This is a genomic window from Shinella sp. 1A1, from assembly GCF_055379515.1.
Map to the genome: position 1 here is coordinate 73,428 of NZ_AP039671.1, position 17,613 is coordinate 91,040.

The 17,613-nt window shown below is 67.1% G+C and carries 18 protein-coding genes and 1 riboswitch; of the genes, 9 read left to right on the top strand and 9 right to left on the bottom strand.

The annotated features are described in order from the left end of the window. Positions 1 to 88 precede the first annotated feature (88 nt). The 6 genes from ACZ48C_RS00400 to ACZ48C_RS00425 all read left to right on the top strand — a co-directional run bounded on the left by ACZ48C_RS00400 (position 89) and on the right by ACZ48C_RS00425 (position 6,737). Positions 89 to 970 carry an ABC transporter permease subunit gene (locus tag ACZ48C_RS00400; RefSeq protein ID WP_464781839.1) on the top strand — a complete coding sequence of 294 codons (882 nt, stop codon included), beginning with the start codon at positions 89 to 91 and terminating at the stop codon, positions 968 to 970. A 13-nt stretch (positions 971 to 983) separates the two neighbouring features. Then, on the top strand, positions 984 to 1,826 hold the full coding sequence (gene ugpE, locus ACZ48C_RS00405; protein WP_119257380.1) for a sn-glycerol-3-phosphate ABC transporter permease UgpE: 843 nt from the start codon (positions 984 to 986) through the stop codon (positions 1,824 to 1,826). Between the two features lie 13 nt (positions 1,827 to 1,839). Next, entirely contained in the window at positions 1,840 to 2,952 is a 1,113-nt protein-coding gene (locus ACZ48C_RS00410) for a sn-glycerol-3-phosphate import ATP-binding protein UgpC (protein ID WP_464781840.1), read from the top strand. Beyond that, the gene (locus ACZ48C_RS00415) at positions 2,949 to 3,941 is read left to right on the top strand and encodes an endonuclease/exonuclease/phosphatase family protein (RefSeq protein ID WP_464781841.1); all 993 of its coding nucleotides are present in this window, start codon (positions 2,949 to 2,951) and stop codon (positions 3,939 to 3,941) included. The genes ACZ48C_RS00410 and ACZ48C_RS00415 overlap by 4 nt, the downstream gene beginning before the upstream one ends. A 61-nt stretch (positions 3,942 to 4,002) precedes the next feature. Beyond that, entirely contained in the window at positions 4,003 to 4,947 is a 945-nt protein-coding gene (gene gshB, locus ACZ48C_RS00420) for a glutathione synthase (RefSeq protein ID WP_464781842.1), read from the top strand. 257 nt (positions 4,948 to 5,204) lie between these two features. Then, a complete protein-coding gene (locus tag ACZ48C_RS00425; protein ID WP_464781843.1) occupies positions 5,205 to 6,737 on the top strand; it encodes a YifB family Mg chelatase-like AAA ATPase in 1,533 nt (510 codons plus the stop codon). Positions 6,738 to 6,863: 126 nt separating this feature from the next. Here ACZ48C_RS00425 and ACZ48C_RS00430 read toward each other — a convergent pair whose 3' ends face one another. The 4 genes from ACZ48C_RS00430 to dut all read right to left on the bottom strand — a co-directional run bounded on the left by ACZ48C_RS00430 (position 6,864) and on the right by dut (position 9,773). Continuing rightward, complete coding sequence (locus ACZ48C_RS00430; protein ID WP_464781844.1) at positions 6,864 to 7,259, bottom strand: VOC family protein; 396 nt, start codon at positions 7,257 to 7,259, stop codon at positions 6,864 to 6,866. A 64-nt stretch (positions 7,260 to 7,323) separates the two neighbouring features. Beyond that, positions 7,324 to 8,292, bottom strand: a complete 969-nt coding sequence (cysK, locus tag ACZ48C_RS00435) for a cysteine synthase A (protein ID WP_464781845.1) — start codon at positions 8,290 to 8,292, stop codon at positions 7,324 to 7,326. A gap of 118 nt (positions 8,293 to 8,410) precedes the next feature. After that, entirely contained in the window at positions 8,411 to 9,295 is an 885-nt protein-coding gene (locus tag ACZ48C_RS00440) for a GNAT family N-acetyltransferase (protein ID WP_464781846.1), read from the bottom strand. A 4-nt stretch (positions 9,296 to 9,299) separates the two neighbouring features. Next, positions 9,300 to 9,773, bottom strand: a complete 474-nt coding sequence (gene dut, locus ACZ48C_RS00445; protein WP_464781847.1) for a dUTP diphosphatase — start codon at positions 9,771 to 9,773, stop codon at positions 9,300 to 9,302. Between the two features lie 93 nt (positions 9,774 to 9,866). Between dut and ACZ48C_RS00450 the strand changes: the two genes are divergently transcribed. Both ACZ48C_RS00450 and thiD read left to right on the top strand, forming a co-directional pair. Continuing rightward, positions 9,867 to 11,447 (top strand): peptide chain release factor 3, encoded by a 1,581-nt coding sequence (locus ACZ48C_RS00450; protein ID WP_464781848.1) that lies wholly within the window; start codon positions 9,867 to 9,869, stop codon positions 11,445 to 11,447. A 50-nt stretch (positions 11,448 to 11,497) separates the two neighbouring features. Continuing rightward, positions 11,498 to 11,594: riboswitch (TPP riboswitch) on the top strand. A gap of 38 nt (positions 11,595 to 11,632) precedes the next feature. After that, complete coding sequence (gene thiD, locus ACZ48C_RS00455) at positions 11,633 to 12,436, top strand: bifunctional hydroxymethylpyrimidine kinase/phosphomethylpyrimidine kinase (RefSeq protein ID WP_464781849.1); 804 nt, start codon at positions 11,633 to 11,635, stop codon at positions 12,434 to 12,436. Positions 12,437 to 12,439: 3 nt separating this feature from the next. On the opposite strand, the gene ACZ48C_RS00460 is transcribed toward thiD, so the two are convergent. The 4 genes from ACZ48C_RS00460 to ACZ48C_RS00475 form a co-directional block, all read right to left on the bottom strand. Further along, entirely contained in the window at positions 12,440 to 13,054 is a 615-nt protein-coding gene (locus tag ACZ48C_RS00460) for a LysE family translocator (RefSeq protein ID WP_464781850.1), read from the bottom strand. Positions 13,055 to 13,127: 73 nt separating this feature from the next. Beyond that, positions 13,128 to 13,928: an AraC family transcriptional regulator gene (locus ACZ48C_RS00465; RefSeq protein ID WP_464781851.1), complete on the bottom strand. Its 801-nt coding sequence runs from the start codon at positions 13,926 to 13,928 to the stop codon at positions 13,128 to 13,130. 3 nt (positions 13,929 to 13,931) lie between these two features. After that, positions 13,932 to 14,336, bottom strand: a complete 405-nt coding sequence (locus tag ACZ48C_RS00470) for a GFA family protein (protein ID WP_464781852.1) — start codon at positions 14,334 to 14,336, stop codon at positions 13,932 to 13,934. Between the two features lie 55 nt (positions 14,337 to 14,391). Continuing rightward, a complete protein-coding gene (locus ACZ48C_RS00475) occupies positions 14,392 to 15,303 on the bottom strand; it encodes a pirin family protein (RefSeq protein ID WP_464781853.1) in 912 nt (303 codons plus the stop codon). Between the two features lie 263 nt (positions 15,304 to 15,566). Here ACZ48C_RS00475 and ACZ48C_RS00480 point away from each other — a divergent pair, with 263 nt between their 5' ends. Continuing rightward, positions 15,567 to 16,388 (top strand): class II glutamine amidotransferase, encoded by an 822-nt coding sequence (locus ACZ48C_RS00480; RefSeq protein ID WP_424546449.1) that lies wholly within the window; start codon positions 15,567 to 15,569, stop codon positions 16,386 to 16,388. Here ACZ48C_RS00480 and coaBC read toward each other — a convergent pair. Next, positions 16,381 to 17,586, bottom strand: coding sequence for a bifunctional phosphopantothenoylcysteine decarboxylase/phosphopantothenate--cysteine ligase CoaBC (coaBC, locus tag ACZ48C_RS00485; RefSeq protein WP_464781854.1), 1,206 nt, complete (start codon positions 17,584 to 17,586; stop codon positions 16,381 to 16,383). The genes ACZ48C_RS00480 and coaBC overlap by 8 nt on opposite strands. Positions 17,587 to 17,613 lie beyond the last annotated feature (27 nt).

The window sequence follows — 17,613 nt, forward strand, 5'->3', positions numbered from 1 at the left end:
ACATTGCCTCTCCCACTCCCCGTTGGCGGGGAGTGGGTTGGGGTGAGGGGCAATCGCCCGCTTCTCCCGTTCTTTCAAAGGCCACGCCATGAAGCGCGTCCAGTTCTCCTCGCCCTTTCTGCCCTATCTCTTCCTTGCGCCGCAGATGGCGATCATCTTCGTCTTCTTCTACTGGCCCTCGATCCAGGCGATCCAGTCGTCCTTCTACCTCGAGGACCCCTTCGGCTTCGGCGCCACCTTCGTCGGCCTTTCCAACTATTCGGACGCGCTCGGCTCCGTGCAATACCAGTCGATCGCCCGCTTCACGGTTGTCTTCACGGCGCTGGTGACGTTCCTGTCGCTCGGGATCGGCATGCTGCTCGCCGTCAAGGCGGATGCGGTGCTGAAGGGCGGCTCCACCTACAAGACGCTGCTGATCTGGGTCTATGCCATCGCCCCGCCGGTCGCCGGCCTCATGGGCATGATGTTCTTCGACCAGCATATCGGCCCGCTGGTGAAATTCGCCGCCCTCTTCGGCTGGGACATGAAGGTCGGCCTCAACTACAACGACACCGCGATTGCGATGATCATCGTCTCGGTCTGGAAGCAGATCCCCTATAATTTCATCTTCATCCTTTCGGGCCTGCAGAGCATCCCCGCCTCGGTGCGGGAAGCGGCCACCATCGACTGCCGTTCCGGCTTCCGCCGCTTCTGGACGATGACGCTGCCGCTGCTCGCGCCCACCGCCTTCTTCCTGCTCATCATCAACATGACCTACGCGCTCTTCGACACGTTCGGCATCATCGACGTGATGGTGAAGGACAAGGCCGCCAACAACCCGATCACGCTTGTCTACAAGGTCTACATGGACGGCTTCCGCGGCAACGACCTCGGCGGTTCCTCGGCCCAGTCCGTCATCCTGATGATCGTCGTCTTCGTGCTCACCGTCTTCCAGTTCCGCTTCATCGAGCGGCGCGTGCACTACAATTGAGAGGACGCCCGCGATGAACCGCATCCGCCTTTTCGATCATCTCGTCCTCATGCTCGGCGTCTTCGTCATGGTGGCGCCCGTCGTGGTCGCCTTCATGACCTCCACCCACGATGCCGCCGACATCCACCGCAACGGCCTGTCGCTCACCTGGGGCGGCAATTTCGCCGAGACCTACAACACCGTGCTGACCCGCAAGGGCGGCTTTACCGGCGAGATCACCGGCGCGCGCATGATCTGGAACTCGCTGATCCTCGGCGTGGGCTTCGCCGCCGGCAAGATCGTCCTCTCCATGCTCGCCGCCTATGCCATCGTCTATTTCCGCTTCAGGCTCGGCACGCTGTTCTTCTGGATGATCTTCACGACGCTGCTGCTGCCGCTCGAAGTGCGCATCGTCCCCTCCTACGAGGTGATGAACAAGCTCTCGCTCACCAACACCTATACCGGCCTCATCGTGCCGCTGCTGGCGTCCGCCACCGGCACCTTCTTCTTCCGCCAGTTCTTCAAGTCCGTGCCGGAGGAATTGCTGGAGGCCGCGCGCATCGACGGGGCGGGGCCGTTCAAGTTCTTCATCGACGTGCTGGTGCCGCTGTCGCGCACCATGATCGCCGCCATCTTCATCATCATGTTCGTCTATGGCTGGAACCAGTATCTCTGGCCGACGCTGATGACCACGGACGAGCGTTTCTTCACGCTGGTGCGCGGCATCAAGCAGATCCTGCTCGTCTGGGTCGGCTCCAACATTCCCGATTACAACGAAGCCTTTGCGCTGGCGATCCTCGCCATGCTGCCGCCGGTCATGATCGTGCTGATCTTCCAGCGGTGGTTCATCAAGGGTCTTACCGAAAGCGACAAGTAAGGAGTTCCGTCCCATGGCATCCATTGGTATCAAGGACGTATCCAAGATCTACAATGGCGGCGTGACCGCCGTCAGCTCCGTCAGCATCGACATCGCCGACGGCGAGTTCATCGTGCTGGTCGGCCCGTCGGGCTGCGGAAAGTCGACGCTCCTGCGCATGGTCGCGGGACTGGAGACGATCAGCGAGGGTGAAGTCACCATCGGCGGCCGTGTGGTCAACGATGTCGATCCGGCCGACCGCGACATCGCCATGGTCTTCCAGAACTACGCGCTCTATCCGCATATGACGGTTTACGAGAACCTCGCCTACGGCCTGAAGAATCGCCGCACGCCGAAGAGCGAGATCGACGCCCGCGTGGCGGAGGCCGCCCGCATGCTGGAGCTGCAGCCCTATCTGGAGCGCAAGCCCCGCGCCCTCTCGGGTGGCCAGCGCCAGCGTGTCGCCATGGGCCGCGCCATCGTGCGCAAGCCCTCCGCCTTCCTTTTCGACGAGCCGTTGTCGAACCTCGATGCCAAGCTGCGCGTCTCCATGCGCGGCGAGATCAAGCGCCTGCAGCGTCGTGTCGGCACCACCTCGATCTATGTCACGCACGACCAGCTCGAAGCCATGACGCTCGCCGACCGCCTCGTCGTGCTCTCGGGCGGCCGGATCGAGCAGATCGGCGCGCCGCTGGATGTCTATCACCGCCCGGCCACCACCTTCGTCGCCAGCTTCATCGGCTCGCCGGCCATGAACCTCGTCGGCGGCGAACTGCACGGCAGCAAGCTGGCACTCGGCCCCGCTCTCCTCGATCTCGGCGCGGCCGTGCCGGCGCAGGGCGCGCTGACCGTGGGCCTGCGCGCCGAGGACCTGCGCCTCCATGCGGGATCGGACGGCGCCATGCCCTTCCGCATCGACTATGTCGAGGAACTGGGCTCCCAGCGCCTCGTGCACGGCTTCGTCGGCGACCAGCCGATGGTGGCGGCCATCTCGTCGGAAATCCCGTTGCCCGAGACCGCCTCGCTCTCCATCGCGCCCTCCCGTCTGCATTTCTTCGACACGGCGAGCGGCCGGCGCATCGACTGGACGAGCGCGGAACAGGGGCAGGCCGCCGGCGTTTCCGGTCTGGAGGTCGCCGCATCATGATCCGCACCACCACGGACCGGCTCGCAGCCCCGAGCGCGGAGGACCGCGCCGGCATCGCCACCCTTGAAAGAACCATCGCCGCCCATGACGCCCGCATGGCGGAACTGCCCTCCATGAACGCGGTGGAAGCGGGCGGCCGCGCCGAGCGCGCCGAGCCGCTGCCGTTTCCCTTCACCATCGCCGCCTGGAACCTGGAGCGCTGCCTCTTCCCGCTGCAAAGCGCCGAGCATCTGGGCGCGACCGGTGCCGAAATCGTGCTTCTCTCCGAGATGGACGACGGCATGGCCCGCACGCGGCAGGCCCATACCACGGCAGATGTCGCCGAGGAGCTGGGCATGGCCTATCTCTACGGCGTCGAATTCATCGAACTCGGCCTCGGCTCCGACACCGAGCGCGAATTCTGCAAGGACGATTTCAACCGTCGCGGCCTGCATGGCAATGCCCTGCTTTCCACCGTGCCGCTGCACGAACCCTTCCTTCTGCGGTTGGAGGGCGAACGCCTGTGGTTTACCGGTGAGGTCGACCAGCCGCGCCTTGGCGAGCGCATCGCCGTTGGCGGCACGATCAACACGGAGGCCGGCCCACTCGTGCTCGTCTCCACGCATCTCGAAAGCGCCACCACCGCCGCTTACCGCGAGCGACAGGTGATCGGCATCATCGATGCGCTTGACGCCGCGTTCCCCGGCCGCCCCGTCCTCATCGGCGGCGATCTCAACACCGGCAACCACACGGGCGGCGATTTCGAGGCGGAGGGCCTTTTCGCCCGCGCGGCCGAGCGCGGCTTCACCCGCCACGGCGGCCCGCTCGACGTCATGACCACGCGCCCGAGCCTCATCACCCGCTGGCCCGACCGGGCGATGAAGCTCGACTGGTTCCTCTCGCGCGGCCTCGCCGTCTCCGGGGTGGAGATCGTCTCCTCGCTCTCGCCCACCGGCAAGCCGCTCTCGGACCACGACATGATCATCTGCCGCATCGATGGCCTTGCCTGAGCCCGTTGCCATAGCGCCTGCCGCATCCTAAATGTGTCGGGCAATTCTCAGGGGACCTTTCATGGCAAAGATCAAGAACGTCGCAGTCCAGATGGACCATGTGTCGACCATCAACATCGCCGGCGACTCCACCTTCGCCATGAGCATCGAGGCGCAGAGCCGCGGCTACAAGCTCTTCCACTACACGCCTGACCGGCTGAGCCTGCGCGACGGCAAGGTCTATGCCACCGTCGAGCCGATGGAACTGCGCGACGTGAAGGGCGACCACTACACACTGGGCGAGGCCGAGCGCATCGATCTGTCGACGATGGACGTGGTGCTGTTGCGTCAGGACCCGCCGTTCGACATGTCCTACATCACCTCCACGCACCTTCTGGAGCGCATCCACCCGAAGACCCTCGTCGTCAACGACCCGGCCTGGGTGCGCAATTCGCCGGAGAAGATCTTCGTCACCGAATTCGCCGACCTGATGCCGGCGACCCTCATCACGCGTGACCCGGCCGAGATCCGCCGCTTCCGCGACGAGATGGGCGACATGATCCTCAAGCCGCTCTACGGCAATGGTGGCGCCGGCGTCTTCCATTCCACCAAGGACGACCGCAACCTCTCCTCGCTGCTCGAAATGTTCGGCCAGATGTTCCGCGAACCCTTCATCGCCCAGCAGTATCTGCCGGACGTGCGCAAGGGCGACAAGCGCATCATCCTCATCGACGGCGAGCCGGTCGGCGCGATCAACCGCGTGCCCGCCGAGCATGACGCCCGCTCCAACATGCATGTCGGCGGCCGCGCGGAAGCGACGGAACTGACGGCGCGCGAGAAGGAAATCTGCGCCCGCATCGGCCCGGCCCTGCGCGAGCGCGGCTTCATCTTCGTCGGCATCGACGTCATCGGCGACTACATGACCGAGATCAACGTCACCTCGCCCACCGGCATCCGCGAAGTGAAGAAATTCGGCGGCGCCGACATCGCTTCTCTCCTCTGGGACGCTATCGAAAAGAAGCGCTGAGCCGCCACGGCAAGGCGCGCCGGGACCGTCCGTTCGCGAACGGTCCCGGCTTCGTTCCGCAAATGCAACCGCCCACAACCGATGGGCGGAAAATTCCCGCTTCAGTTCTATAATTGTTCTTGTTTCATTCCGTCTTTCATGCCAGATTTGCGGCTGCAACCCAGAGGCGGTTGCGGGAGCGGTTTTCGGCAAAAAGGTGTTGCGGCGTCGCTAGCACATGAGCGGCGCGCGGCGCTGCACGGCAGGCGGGGGCAGGCATGGTGGCGCGGGTCGGTACGATTGCGTTTCAGGGCATCGAGGGCGTTCCGGTGGACGTCCAGGTCATGGTCGCGCCCGGCAAGGTGGGCATGCAGATCGTCGGCCTGCCGGACAAGGCGGTCGCCGAAAGCCGCGAGCGGGTCCATGCCGCGCTGCACGCGTCCGGTCTTTCCCTGCCGCCGAAGCGTGTCACCGTCAATCTCGCCCCGGCCGATCTTCCGAAGGAAGGCAGCCATTACGACCTCGCCATCGCGCTAGGCCTCATGATGGCGCTCGGCGCCGTGCCCGGCGATGCGCTGGAGGACTACATCGTCATCGGCGAACTGAACCTCGACGGCACGATCGCCTCCGTCACCGGCGCGCTTCCCGCCGCGATGGGCGCCAATGCGCTCGGCAAGGGCCTCATCTGCCCGGCGGAGAACGGGGCGGAAGCCGCCTGGGCCGGCGGTGGGCTCGACATTCTCGCGCCGCGCAGCCTCATCGCGCTCGCCAATCATTTCAAGGGCACGCAGGTCCTCGCGCGGCCGGCGCCGGCGATCCGCGCCCCCGCCGCCGGCTTGCCAGACCTTGCCGATATCCGCGGCCAGGAAAGCGCCAAGCGCGCGCTGGAAGTGGCCGCCGCCGGCAACCACAACCTCCTGATGGTCGGCCCGCCCGGCTCGGGCAAGTCGATGCTCGCCGCGCGCCTTGCCGCCATCCTGCCGCCGCTCTCGCCGGCGGAGCTGCTCGAAGTCTCGATGATCCATTCCATCGCCGGCCAGCTTTCCGGCGGCCGGCTGTCGGATCGCCGGCCCTTTCGCACGCCCCATCATTCGGCCACCATGGCCGCCCTCGTCGGCGGCGGGCCGCGGGCAAGGCCCGGCGAGGTCTCGCTCGCCCATAACGGTGTCCTCTTCCTCGACGAGCTGCCGGAATTCTCCCCGCAGGCGCTCGACGCCCTGCGCCAGCCGCTCGAAACGGGCGAATGCATCATCGCCCGCGCCAATCACCGCGTCAGCTATCCGGCGGCCGTGCAGCTCGTCGCGGCGATGAATCCCTGCCGCTGCGGCATGGCGGGCGAGCCGGGCCGCACCTGCGCCCGCGGCCCGCGCTGCGTGAGCGACTACCAGGCCCGCGTCTCCGGCCCACTGCTCGACCGTATCGACATCCGCATCGACGTGCCGGCGGTCTCGGCGACGGACCTCATCCGCCCCATGGCCGCCGAGACCAGCGAAACCGTCGCCGCAAGGGTCGCAAGGGCCCGCGCCCTGCAGATCGATCGCTTCGCCCGCCTCGGCATGGCCGGGGTGACGAGCAATGCCCGCGCCTCGACGGCGCTCGTCGAAAAGATGGCCGAGCCCGATCCCAGCGGCCTCCAGCTCCTGCGGGACGCCGCGGAGAAGATGCGGTTCTCCGCCCGCGGCTACCACCGCGTCCTCAAGGTCGCGCGCACGCTGGCCGATCTCGACGAGGCCTCTATTGTCGGCCGCATCCATCTGGCGGAAGCGATTTCCTACCGCATGGCTGGCGAGCGGTTGACGGCGCCGGCGTGAGTGCCGGCCAGCGGCACATGCCGGAGATTTGTGCGCGCCGGCGCCATACGGTGGGGTGGCGGGCAGGGGGCCGATATCGGCCGGCACCGTGTCTGAAGTGGTTAGCGTGCCGGTGCCGGTTCTGTCTCAGGCCGGCCCCTTGAAGACGGCCTCGAGGTGGTGCCCGTCGGGGTCGATGACGAAGGCGGCATAATAGGTCGGGCCGTAATGACGGCGGAGTCCAGGCGGGCCATTGTCGGTTCCGCCGGCTGCAAGCGCGGCCTTGTGGAAGGCTTTGACGGCCTGCCGGTCCGGCGCGTCGAAGGCGATGTGAAAACCGGGGCCCGGCGCGGCGGCGGCGTCGTACTGTTTGAGAGCGAGCTTGTCGCCGCCGCCGGGCAGGCCGTAGCCGATGGCCTGATCCGGCTCGCCGGGCCGGATGTCCGACCAGACGCGCTCATAGCCGAGCGGCGCCAGCGCCGCGTCGTAGAAGGTTGCCGTGCGTTCGACGTCGCGCACGCCGAGGGAAAGATGGTGGAGCATGGGCCGTGCCGGTTCGCTTGGTGAGGCCCGTCGCGCACGATCACCGCACGACGGGCTGTCCGGTTCAGCCGCCGAGGCCTTCGAAGAGCGCGGTCGAAAGGTAGCGCTCGGCGAAGGAGGGGATGATGACGACGATGGTCTTGCCGGCATTTTCCGGCCGGCTGCCCACCTTGGCCGCCGCCGCCAGCGCGGCGCCGGAAGAAATGCCGACCGGCACGCCCTCGAGCCGCGCGACGAGGCGTGCATTCTCGAAGGCCTCGTCATTGGTGACGGTCACCACCTCGTCGTAGATCGCCGTGTCGAGCACCGCCGGCGCGAAGCCCGCGCCGATGCCCTGGATCTTGTGGGGGCCGGGATTGCCGCCGGAGAGCACCGGGCTGTCGGTCGGCTCCACGGCGATGACCTTGAAGCCCGGCTTCCTCGCTTTCAGCACCTGCCCGGCGCCGGTGATCGTGCCGCCGGTACCGATGCCGGAAACGAGAATGTCGACCGTACCGTCGGTGTCGTTCCAGATTTCCCCCGCCGTCGTCCTGCGGTGGATTTCCGGATTGGCCGGGTTCTCGAACTGCTGGGGAATGACGGCGCCCGGAATGGTGCTCGCCAGTTCCTCCGCCATGGCGATGGCGCCCTTCATGCCCTTGGGGCCTTCCGTCAGCACCAGCTCGGCGCCGAGCAGGGCCAGCATCTTGCGCCGCTCGACCGACATGGTCTCCGGCATGGTGAGGATCAGGCGGTAGCCCTTGGCGGCGGCGGCGAAGGCGAGCGCGATGCCGGTATTGCCCGATGTCGGCTCCACCAGCGTCGACGTGCCGGGCGTGATCTTGCCCGCCGCTTCCAGCGCCTCGATCATCGCCACGCCGATGCGGTCCTTGACGGAGGCGATGGGATTGAAGAATTCGAGCTTGGCGAGAAGGGTGGCGACGACGCCCTTTTCCTTCGCGAACTTGTCGAGCCGCACGATCGGTGTGTCGCCGATCGTCTCGGTGATGGAGGCATAGATACGGCCGCGGCCGGGCTTGCGGGTTTCGGTCATCGGGTGCTCCTCTGTTCTCTTTGCCGGAGAATGTAGGAGGGAACGCGGCCTTAGACGAGTCCGGATTTCGCCGCAGGTGGGCGAAAGCGGAATATTCCTTCGCCGTTTGCGTGCGGCCTCAGAATTCCGCCATCGGCGAAAGGGCGAAAGGTCCTCCCGGCCGCAGGGTCTTCGCCATGCGGAGCATCAGGACCATCTCGCCCGTATCGGCAAGGGCCTCGCCCTGCCATTCCAGCCTGTCGGGCGGAAAATGGACGACGACCCGCGCCGCGCCGGCCTGCATGCTGGCGAGGATATCGGCAAGGTGGGGAATGCGCGTGCCGGCGACGTCCAGCAGCTCGAAAGCCCCGTCTCCGGCCATCCGCCACGCGACGACGGCGTCATCGCCGATCAGGTCGAGCCTGACGTCGGGCATCAGGGCGGCGTTGAAGAGGAACATCCCGGTCTGCCGCACCGGCGCGAAGCGATCCGAAACGGGCTGGCGGCCATCGAGCAGCCGGCGCAGCAGCGCGATATCCGCGGCGCTTCCAAGGTCCAGCCGCCGCACCGGGCCCGCCGTCCCGCCGCCGAGCGCCGCACCGGCGAAGCGGTGCTGCGCCAGCGGCTCGAAACCGTAGCGGCCGTAGAGCGCCGGGGTATCGGTCAGGAGGGCGACGGCCGCAAATCCTTCCGCATCGCAATGGGCAAGCGCCGCCTCCATGACGTCACGGTAGAGGCCCATGCCGCGATGGCCCGGCCGCACCGCGCCGGATTGCAGGCCGGCCACGCGCAGGGAAACGCCATCGACGACGAGCGGCAGCGAGAAGGCGCTGATATTGGCGATGCAGGCACCGTCCGCATCGAACCACGAGAAGGGAATGCCGGTCGGGTCCGATCCGCCGAGCCGGTCCATGATCGTCACGTCGATCCCGAAGACATCCTGCAACAGGTCCGCAAGGGCGCGCGATGCCGGGGGATCGCCGAAATAGCCGGAGCGGAAGGAAAGACCTGTACGGCCGGACATCGCCTCAGCGAACGCCGGTCGAGCCGAAGCCGCCCGCGCCGCGCGTGGTTTCGCTCGCCTGCGAGGCCTCGCGCACCGCGACCTGCGTCACGGGGGCGATCACCATCTGCGCGATGCGCATGCCGCGCTCGATGACGAAGGGCTCCTCGCTGAGATTGACGAGCAGCACCTTCACCTCGCCGCGATAGTCACTGTCGACGGTGCCGGGCGTGTTGAGGCAGGTGATGCCGTGCTTGAAGGCAAGGCCGGAGCGCGGGCGGATCTGGCCCTCGTAGCCATGCGGAATCTCGAAGACGAAGCCGGTCGGCACCAGCGCGCGTTTTCCCGGCGCAAGCGTGAGCGGCGCCTCCGCCGCCACGGCGGCGCGAAGGTCCATGCCGGCGGCGCCTGAAGTCTCGTAGGCGGGTAGCTCTATGCCGTCGCCATGGGGCAGGCGGACGAGGGAAAGCGTGGGCTGGGAGGGGGTGTGCGCGTTCATGCGCCCATAAGCCGGCGCGCGGCGCGCCTCGTCAATTGCGCTTTTTCGGCGGAGCCTGTAAAGACCCCGGCAACTCACAGGATATTGCAGAAAATGGCCGAAACCCTTGCCGAGGCGGTCTCCCGCCGCCGCACCTTCGCGATCATCGCGCACCCGGACGCCGGTAAAACCACCCTCACCGAAAAACTGCTCCTCTTCGGCGGCGCCATCCAGCTCGCCGGCGAGGTGAAGGCGAAGAAGGACCGCATCCAGACCCGCTCGGACTGGATGAAGATCGAGCGCGAGCGCGGCATCTCGGTCGTGACCTCGGTCATGACCTTCGAATATGACGGCAACGTCTTCAACATTCTCGACACGCCCGGCCACGAGGACTTCGCGGACGACACCTACCGCACGCTGACAGCGGTGGACGCGGCCGTCATGGTCATCGACGCCGCCAAGGGCATCGAGCCGCGGACGCTGAAGCTCTTCGAGGTCTGCCGCCTGCGCGACATCCCGATCATCACCTTCGTCAACAAGATGGACCGCGAGAGCCGCGATCCGTTCGAAATCCTCGACGAGGTGGAGGAGAAGCTTGCGCTCGACACCGCCCCCGTCACCTGGCCGGTCGGCCACTCGAAGACCTTCTGCGGCTCCTATCACCTCGCCGACCGCACCTTCCGCGGCTCGGACACGCAGGTTCAGCCGACGCGGATGGACGATGCGGCGGAGGTCGCCAAGCACCTGCCGGAAAACGAGCGGGACGCCTTCATCGAGGAGATGGAGCTTGCCCGCGAGGCCTGCCGTCCGTTCGACCGCGAGGCCTTCCTCGAAGGGCACCTGACGCCGGTCTTCTTCGGCTCGGCGCTGCGCAATTTCGGTGTGCGCGACCTCATCAACGCGCTTGGCGCCTTCGCGCCGCCGCCGCGCGACCAGGTGGCGGATACGCGCAAGGTCCATGCCGCGGAAGACAGGATGACGGCTTTCGTCTTCAAGATCCAGGCCAATATGGACCCCAACCACCGCGACCGCATCGCCTTTGCCCGCGTCTGCTCCGGCATGCTGGAGCGCGGCATGAAGGTGCGCCTTGCCCGCACGGGCAAGACCATCGGCCTCTCGGCCCCGCAGTTCTTCTTCGCCTCGCAGCGCCAGCTTGCCGACACGGCCTATGCCGGCGACGTGGTGGGCATCCCCAACCACGGCACGCTCCGCATCGGCGATACGCTGACGGAAGGTGAGGCGCTGGTCTTCGAGGGCGTGCCGAACTTCGCGCCGGAAATCCTGCGCCGCGTGCGGCTGGAAGATGCGATGAAGGCCAAGAAGCTGAAGGAAGCGCTCCAGCAGATGGCGGAAGAGGGCGTCGTGCAGCTCTTCTCGCCGGAAGACGGCTCGCCCGCCATCGTCGGCGTCGTCGGCGCGCTGCAACTCGACGTGCTGAAGGAGCGGCTTTCGGCGGAATACGGCCTGCCGGTCTCCTTCGAGATGTCGCGCTTCTCCGTCTGCCGCTGGATTTCTTCCGACAGCGCGGCCGAGCTCGACAAGTTCGTCACCCAGCGCCGCGGCGATATCGCCCGCGACCTCGACGGCGATCCGGTGTTCCTGGCGCAGGACGCCTTCTCGCTGCGCTATGAGGCGGAGCGCTACCCGGCGATCAAGATGGTCGCCATCAAGGAGTATCACGTCACCAAGGCGTAACCGATGCCTGTCACTTTCAGGGTGACAGGTGTCTCGACATTTGCGAAAACCGCTTGAGACAGGGGCGTCCGCCGGAAGGCGGGCTGAGAAGCACCCTTTGAACCTGAACCGGATCATGCCGGCGGAGGGAGTCGAACGGGCCTCAATTCCGTTGCCCGAAGACCGCCTCCGCCCAAGGAGGCGAAATGGCCATCGCAAACATTCTCTCGATCGCGGGCTCCGACCCGTCGGGCGGGGCCGGCATCCAGGCCGACCTCAAGACCTTCGCCGCCCGCGGCACCTACGGCATGGCCGTGCTGACCGCGCTGACGGCGCAGAACACGCAGGGCGTCTCCGGCGTGCATCTCGTGCCACCGGCCTTCGTCGCGGCGCAGATTGCGGATGTGTTCGGCGATGTGAGCGTCGATGCCGTGAAGATCGGCATGATCGCCTCGGCGGAAATCGCCAGGGCGGTGGCGGATGCGCTTCTCCCCCATCGCGGCACGCCCGTCGTGCTCGATCCGGTCATGGTCGCCAAGGGCGGAGCGTCCTTGCTGGCCGAGGCGGCCGTGGAGGCGCTGACCCGCCGCCTGCTGCCGCTCGCGACAGTGCTGACGCCGAACCTGCCGGAGGCGGCCGCGCTGCTCGGAGAGCCCGAGGCCGCCGACCGGGTCGCCATGGAAGGGCAGGCGACGCGGCTTCTGGCGCTCGGCCCGAAGGCGGTGCTGCTGAAGGGCGGGCATTTGCCGGGCGGCGAGAGCCCGGACGTGCTGGCGACGCCGGGCGGGTTGCGCTGGTACGAGGGCGTGCGGGTGCTGACGCGCAACACCCACGGCACCGGCTGCTCGCTGTCGAGCGCCATTGCCGCCGAACTCGGCAAGGGCAGGCCGCTGCCTGACGCCGTGGCGGCGGCCAAGAGCTTCATCGCCGGCGCGGTGCGGTCCTCGGATGCGCTGTCGGTCGGCTCCGGCCACGGGCCGCTCCATCATTTCCACGCACTCTGGGCCTGATCGTCAGCGATCCGCCAGCGCCAGCCGCAGCCCCATCACGCCAAGGGCGGCGGCGAAGCTGCGCTGCGTCCAGACCATGATCCTTGGCCGGCTCAGCACCTGCTGGCGAAGACTCGCGGCCAGCCCCGCATAGATGGCGAAGACGAGGAAGGTCAGCGCCATGAAGACGCCGCCGAGGACGAGCATCTGCGCGGTGGCGTCAGGCGCGTTCGCGGGAACGAACTGCGGCAGGAAGGCGAGGAAGAACAGCGAGAGCTTCGGATTGAAGATATTCGTGAAGATGCCCTTGCGCACGATGCGCATGGCCTTTTCCGCCGGCGCCTGCTCGGGCCCGAGATCGAGCGCGTTGCTGTCCTTCAGCAGGCTCCAGGCGATGAAGAGCAGATAGGCGACGCCGATAGTGCGCAGCACCTCGAAGGCAAGCGCGCTCGCATGCAGCACGGCGGCCAGGCCGACGACACTGGCGAGGATATGCGGCACGATGCCGAGCGTGCAGCCGAAGGCGGCCAGCAGGCCGGCGCGAAAGCCGCCGCTGATGCCGAGCGCCAGCGTATAGATCACCCCGGTGCCCGGAAGCAGGATGACGACGAGTGAGGTGATCAGGAATTCGGTGGTCATGACGGGCTCCATGCGACTTGGGAGCGGCAGGAAACACCGGAAGGCCGGCCGGGTCTTGAACGAAATTGCGCAATCAGGCGCGGGCGGCGAGCCAGGCGCCCGGCGTATAGCCGTAGCGCCGCGTGAAATTGCGCGTCATGTGGCTCTGGTCGGCAAAACCCGCTTCCATGGCGGCCTCGGCAAGCGGCGCGCCGCCCGCGATCAGCCGGCGGGCAAGCTCGGTGCGCCGCTGGAGCTGGTAGGCATGGGGCGTGAGGCCTGTGCTGCGGGCGAAGTCCCGCACCAGCCGGAAACGCCCGATCCGGCATTCGGCGGAAAGCGCTGCAAGGGTCACGGCCGAAGCCGGGTCGCTGTCGAGATGTTCGCGCGCCCGGCTCACGGCCGGCGAGGCAAGGCTTTCGCGGCGGGGCGCCTCTTCCCGCAGGAGTGCGGCAAGGAGCAGGAGAAGCCGCTCCTCCCGGGCGAGGCGCGCGGCGTCGCGGTCCATGAGCGCGGCGAGCGTTGCCGAAACGAGCCCGGCGATACGCCCGTCCTCCAGCACCGGCGCATGAAACTCCTCGCGCGGGTCGCCCTCGAAGATATCCCGTGCCGCGGCAGCGACGACGGCCGGCTGCAGGTAGAGCATGCGCCAGGCACGCGGCACATCGCCGATCGGCGATCCGTCATGCACTTCGCCGGGATTGACGGTGATCGTATGGCCGGCCCCCGCCTCGACCATGCCGCGCCCGCTCGCCGATTTCTGCGCCCCACGCTCGATCACGCCGACGCCATAGGCGTCGTGGGTGTGGCGGGCGAAGGCATGCCGGCTATCGGCGAAGACGGCTTCGATGCCGTCTATGCCCGTCCTGAAGATCTGGAAGCGCCCGGCCGTCATGGCTCAATCCTTCGGCACGCCGGGAAGCGCCGCCGTCTCGCCGAACCAGTTCATGGCGGAGGCGCACCAGATCTGCCGCTTCGGCGTCAGGCTGGCGCGCTGGTTGATGCTGCCCCAGCGGATGCCCCAGGTCGCGGCGTCCTCTCCGGTGCCGGTCGTGAAGAGCGGCGAACCGCATTGCGGACAGAAATATTGCAGCCGCAAGCGGCCGTTCCCGGCGGTCTTGGTATAGAGCCTGGGCGGGTTGCCGGTCAGCTGTACGGCGCTTTCCGGCACCATGGCGGTGACGCGATAGGGCGAACCGGTCAGCCTCTGGCAATCCGTGCAATGGCAGATCGAGACCGCCTCGGGGTCGATCTCGGCCTCATAGGTCACGAAGCCGCAATGGCATTGCCCGTCGATCCGCATGACACGTCCTTCCGCCGCAGGATACGGCGGAAGGATAGGGGCTTGTGGCCGCGCGTCAATGCGCCGGCTTGATGAAGGTGCCGTTGCGAAGCTCGCGCATCGCCTGCTGCAACTCTTCCTGCGTGTTCATCACGATGGGGCCGTGCCAGGCGACCGGCTCCTGGATCGGCTTGCCGGAGACGAGCAGGAAGCGGATGCCCTTCTCGCCGGCCTGCACCGTCACCTCGTCGCCCGTGTCGAAGACGACCAGCGTGCGATTGCCGGAGAGGTCGTGGATGTTCAGCTCCTCGCCCTGGTATTCCTTCTCCACCTTCACGCCGAAGGGCTTCGAGGCGTCGCGGAACGTGCCGGAGCCGGCGAAGATATAGGCGAAGGCCGAGCGGTAGGTATCGACCGGCAGGCGCTTCGTCTTGCCCGGCGGCACGGAGATGTCGAGATAGACGGGTTCGGCGGCGATGCCGTCGATCGGGCCTGTCCTGCCCCAGAAATTGCCGGCGATGATGCGCGCCGCCGTGCCGTCATCGTCGACGACGACGGGAATGTCGCCGGACTTGATGTCCTGGTAGCGCGGCGCGGTCATCTTCAGCGACGAGGGCAGGTTCGCCCAAAGCTGGAAGCCGTGCATCCTGCCGGCGAAATCGCCGCGCGGCATTTCCTGGTGCAGGATGCCGCTGCCGGCGGTCATCCACTGCACGTCTCCCGCGCCCATCACGCCGTGATTGCCGAGGCTGTCGCCGTGCTCGACGGAGCCGGCCAGCACATAGGTGATGGTCTCGATGCCGCGATGCGGATGCCACGGGAAGCCGCGGATGTAATCCTCGGGATCGTCGTTGCGGAAATCGTCCATCATCAGGAAGGGATCGGTCATCGACGGATCGCCGAAACCGAAGACCCGGTGCAGCTTGACGCCGGCGCCTTCCATGGCGGGGCGGGCGATGCTTTCGTGTTTTACGGGGCGTATGGACATTTCAAAGGTCCTTTCGACTGGGTTGCTTGGAGCCTTTATACGCCTCCGCCATTGTTCACGAAATCGGGCCGGATCGAAACGCAGTGTTCACAAAACCGGCTTTTCCGTAGGTCACCGGTCTCGTAATGGCACGCATGGCACATGCCATTTACTTTCGTTAACGCATTATTACCCATTTCCATTGAGAATCCGGCCTATGCCATGGTTAATGCGTCGCGGCCGTCAGCGGGTCGCGCCGGTCCTTTCAGAGCGGGAATAGCATCATGTGCCGTTGGGCAGCCTATCGCGGAGAGCCGCTTTTTCTCGAGGAACTGGTGTCCTCGCCCGCCCATTCGCTGATCGAGCAATCCCACTGCGCCACCCGCGCCAAGACGGCCACCAACGGCGACGGCTTCGGCATCGCCTGGTATGGCGACCGCCCGGAGCCCGGCCGCTACCGCGATATCCTGCCCGCCTGGTCGGACTGCAACCTCAGGAGCATCGCCCGGCAGGTCCGTTCGCCGCTTTTCCTCGCCCATGTGCGCGCCTCGACCGGCGGCGGCACGCGGCGCGACAATTGCCATCCCTTCGTGCACGGCATCTGGTCCTTCATGCACAACGGCCAGATCGCCGATTTCGATCACCTGCGCCGCCCGCTCGAAACCATGCTGGACAACGATCTCTACAACGCCCGCACCGGCTCGACGGATTCGGAGCTGCTGTTCCTGCTGGCCCTGCAATTCGGTCTGGAGCGCGATCCGCTCGGCGCCATGGCCGAGGCCATCGCCTTCGTCGAGCGCCTCGCCGCGCATCTGGAGCGCAAGGTACTGGTGCGCTTCACGGCGGCGTTTTCCGACGGCAGGCAGCTCTATGCCGTGCGCTATGCGACGGATTATGCGGCCCCCACGCTCTATGCTGCGCCGATGGGCGAGACGGGCGGCTACTGCCTCGTCTCCGAGCCGCTGAACGACGACACGGAAGCCTGGGTGGAAATCCCCGACGGCAGCGCCGTCGTGCTCGGGGAAAACGGGGTGGACGTGCGCATCTTCTCGCCCGCCGGCCGGCCGGCGAGCACGATGGACGCGGGGCTCGCCCTCGTCAGCTGAGCCGTTCGGCGATCCAGCCGGCAAGGCGCCCGGCGACCTCGTCCTTGGAAAGATCCGGCCACTCTTCGATGCCGGCGGCAGTGATCAGCTTCACGCTGTTGCGCGTGCCGCCCATGATGCCGGTCTCGGGCGAGACGTCGTTGGCGACGATGAGGTCCGCGCCCTTCTTCTGGAGCTTCACCCGGCCGTTGTCCTCGACATCCTGCGTCTCGGCGGCAAAGCCGACGACGACCTTCGGGCGCTGCGCATGATGGCCGATGGTCTTCAGGATATCCGGGTTCTCCGCCAGCATCAGCGGCGGCGGGCCTTCGCCGGGCTTCTTCTTGATCTTCTCGGTATTCTCCGTCGCCACCCGCCAGTCCGCGACGGCGGCGACCATGACGGCGATATCGGCCGGCAGCGCGCCGAGAACGGCTGCAAGCATCTCCTCCGCCCGCTCGACCTTGATCACCCTGACGCCGCGCGGATCGGGCAGCGTCACCGGGCCGGAAACGAGCGTCACGTCGGCGCCGAGCTTCGCAAGAGCGGCGGCGATGGCGTGACCCTGCCGGCCGGAGGAGCGGTTGGCGATGTAGCGCACCGGGTCGATCGGCTCATGCGTCGGGCCTGACGTGACCACGGCCCTGCGGCCGGCGAGCGGCTTCCTGCCGCCGTCGAGCAGGTCTTCCGCCGCGGCGACGATTTCCAGCGGCTCGGCCATGCGGCCGAGGCCGGCCTCGCCGCCCTCCGCCATTTCGCCGGCATTGGGGCCGATGAAGGCGATGCCGTCGCGGCGGAGCGTCTCGACATTGCGCCGCGTGGCGGCGTGCGACCACATCTTCGGGTTCATCGCGGGCGCGACGAGCACGGGGCGGTCGGTGGCGAGCAGCACGGTCGAAGCGAGGTCGTCGGCAAGGCCGTTCGCCATCTTCGCCATCAGGTCGGCGGTCGCCGGTGCGACGACGATGAGGTCGCAGTCGCGCGCAAGGCGGATATGGCCGACATCCTGCTCGTCCTCGCGGGAGAAGAGGTCGGTATAGACATGGCCGGAGGAGAGCGCGCCGACGGCGAGCGGCGTCACGAATTCGCGCGCGCCAGCCGTCATGACCGGCCGCACCTCCGCGCCGCGCTCGCGCAGACGCCGGATCAGGTCGAGGCTCTTGTAGGCGGCGATGCCGCCGGAGATGACGAGGAGGATGCGTTTTCCTGCAAGCGACATGGCGGATCCTCGTAAGGCGCATGGCAG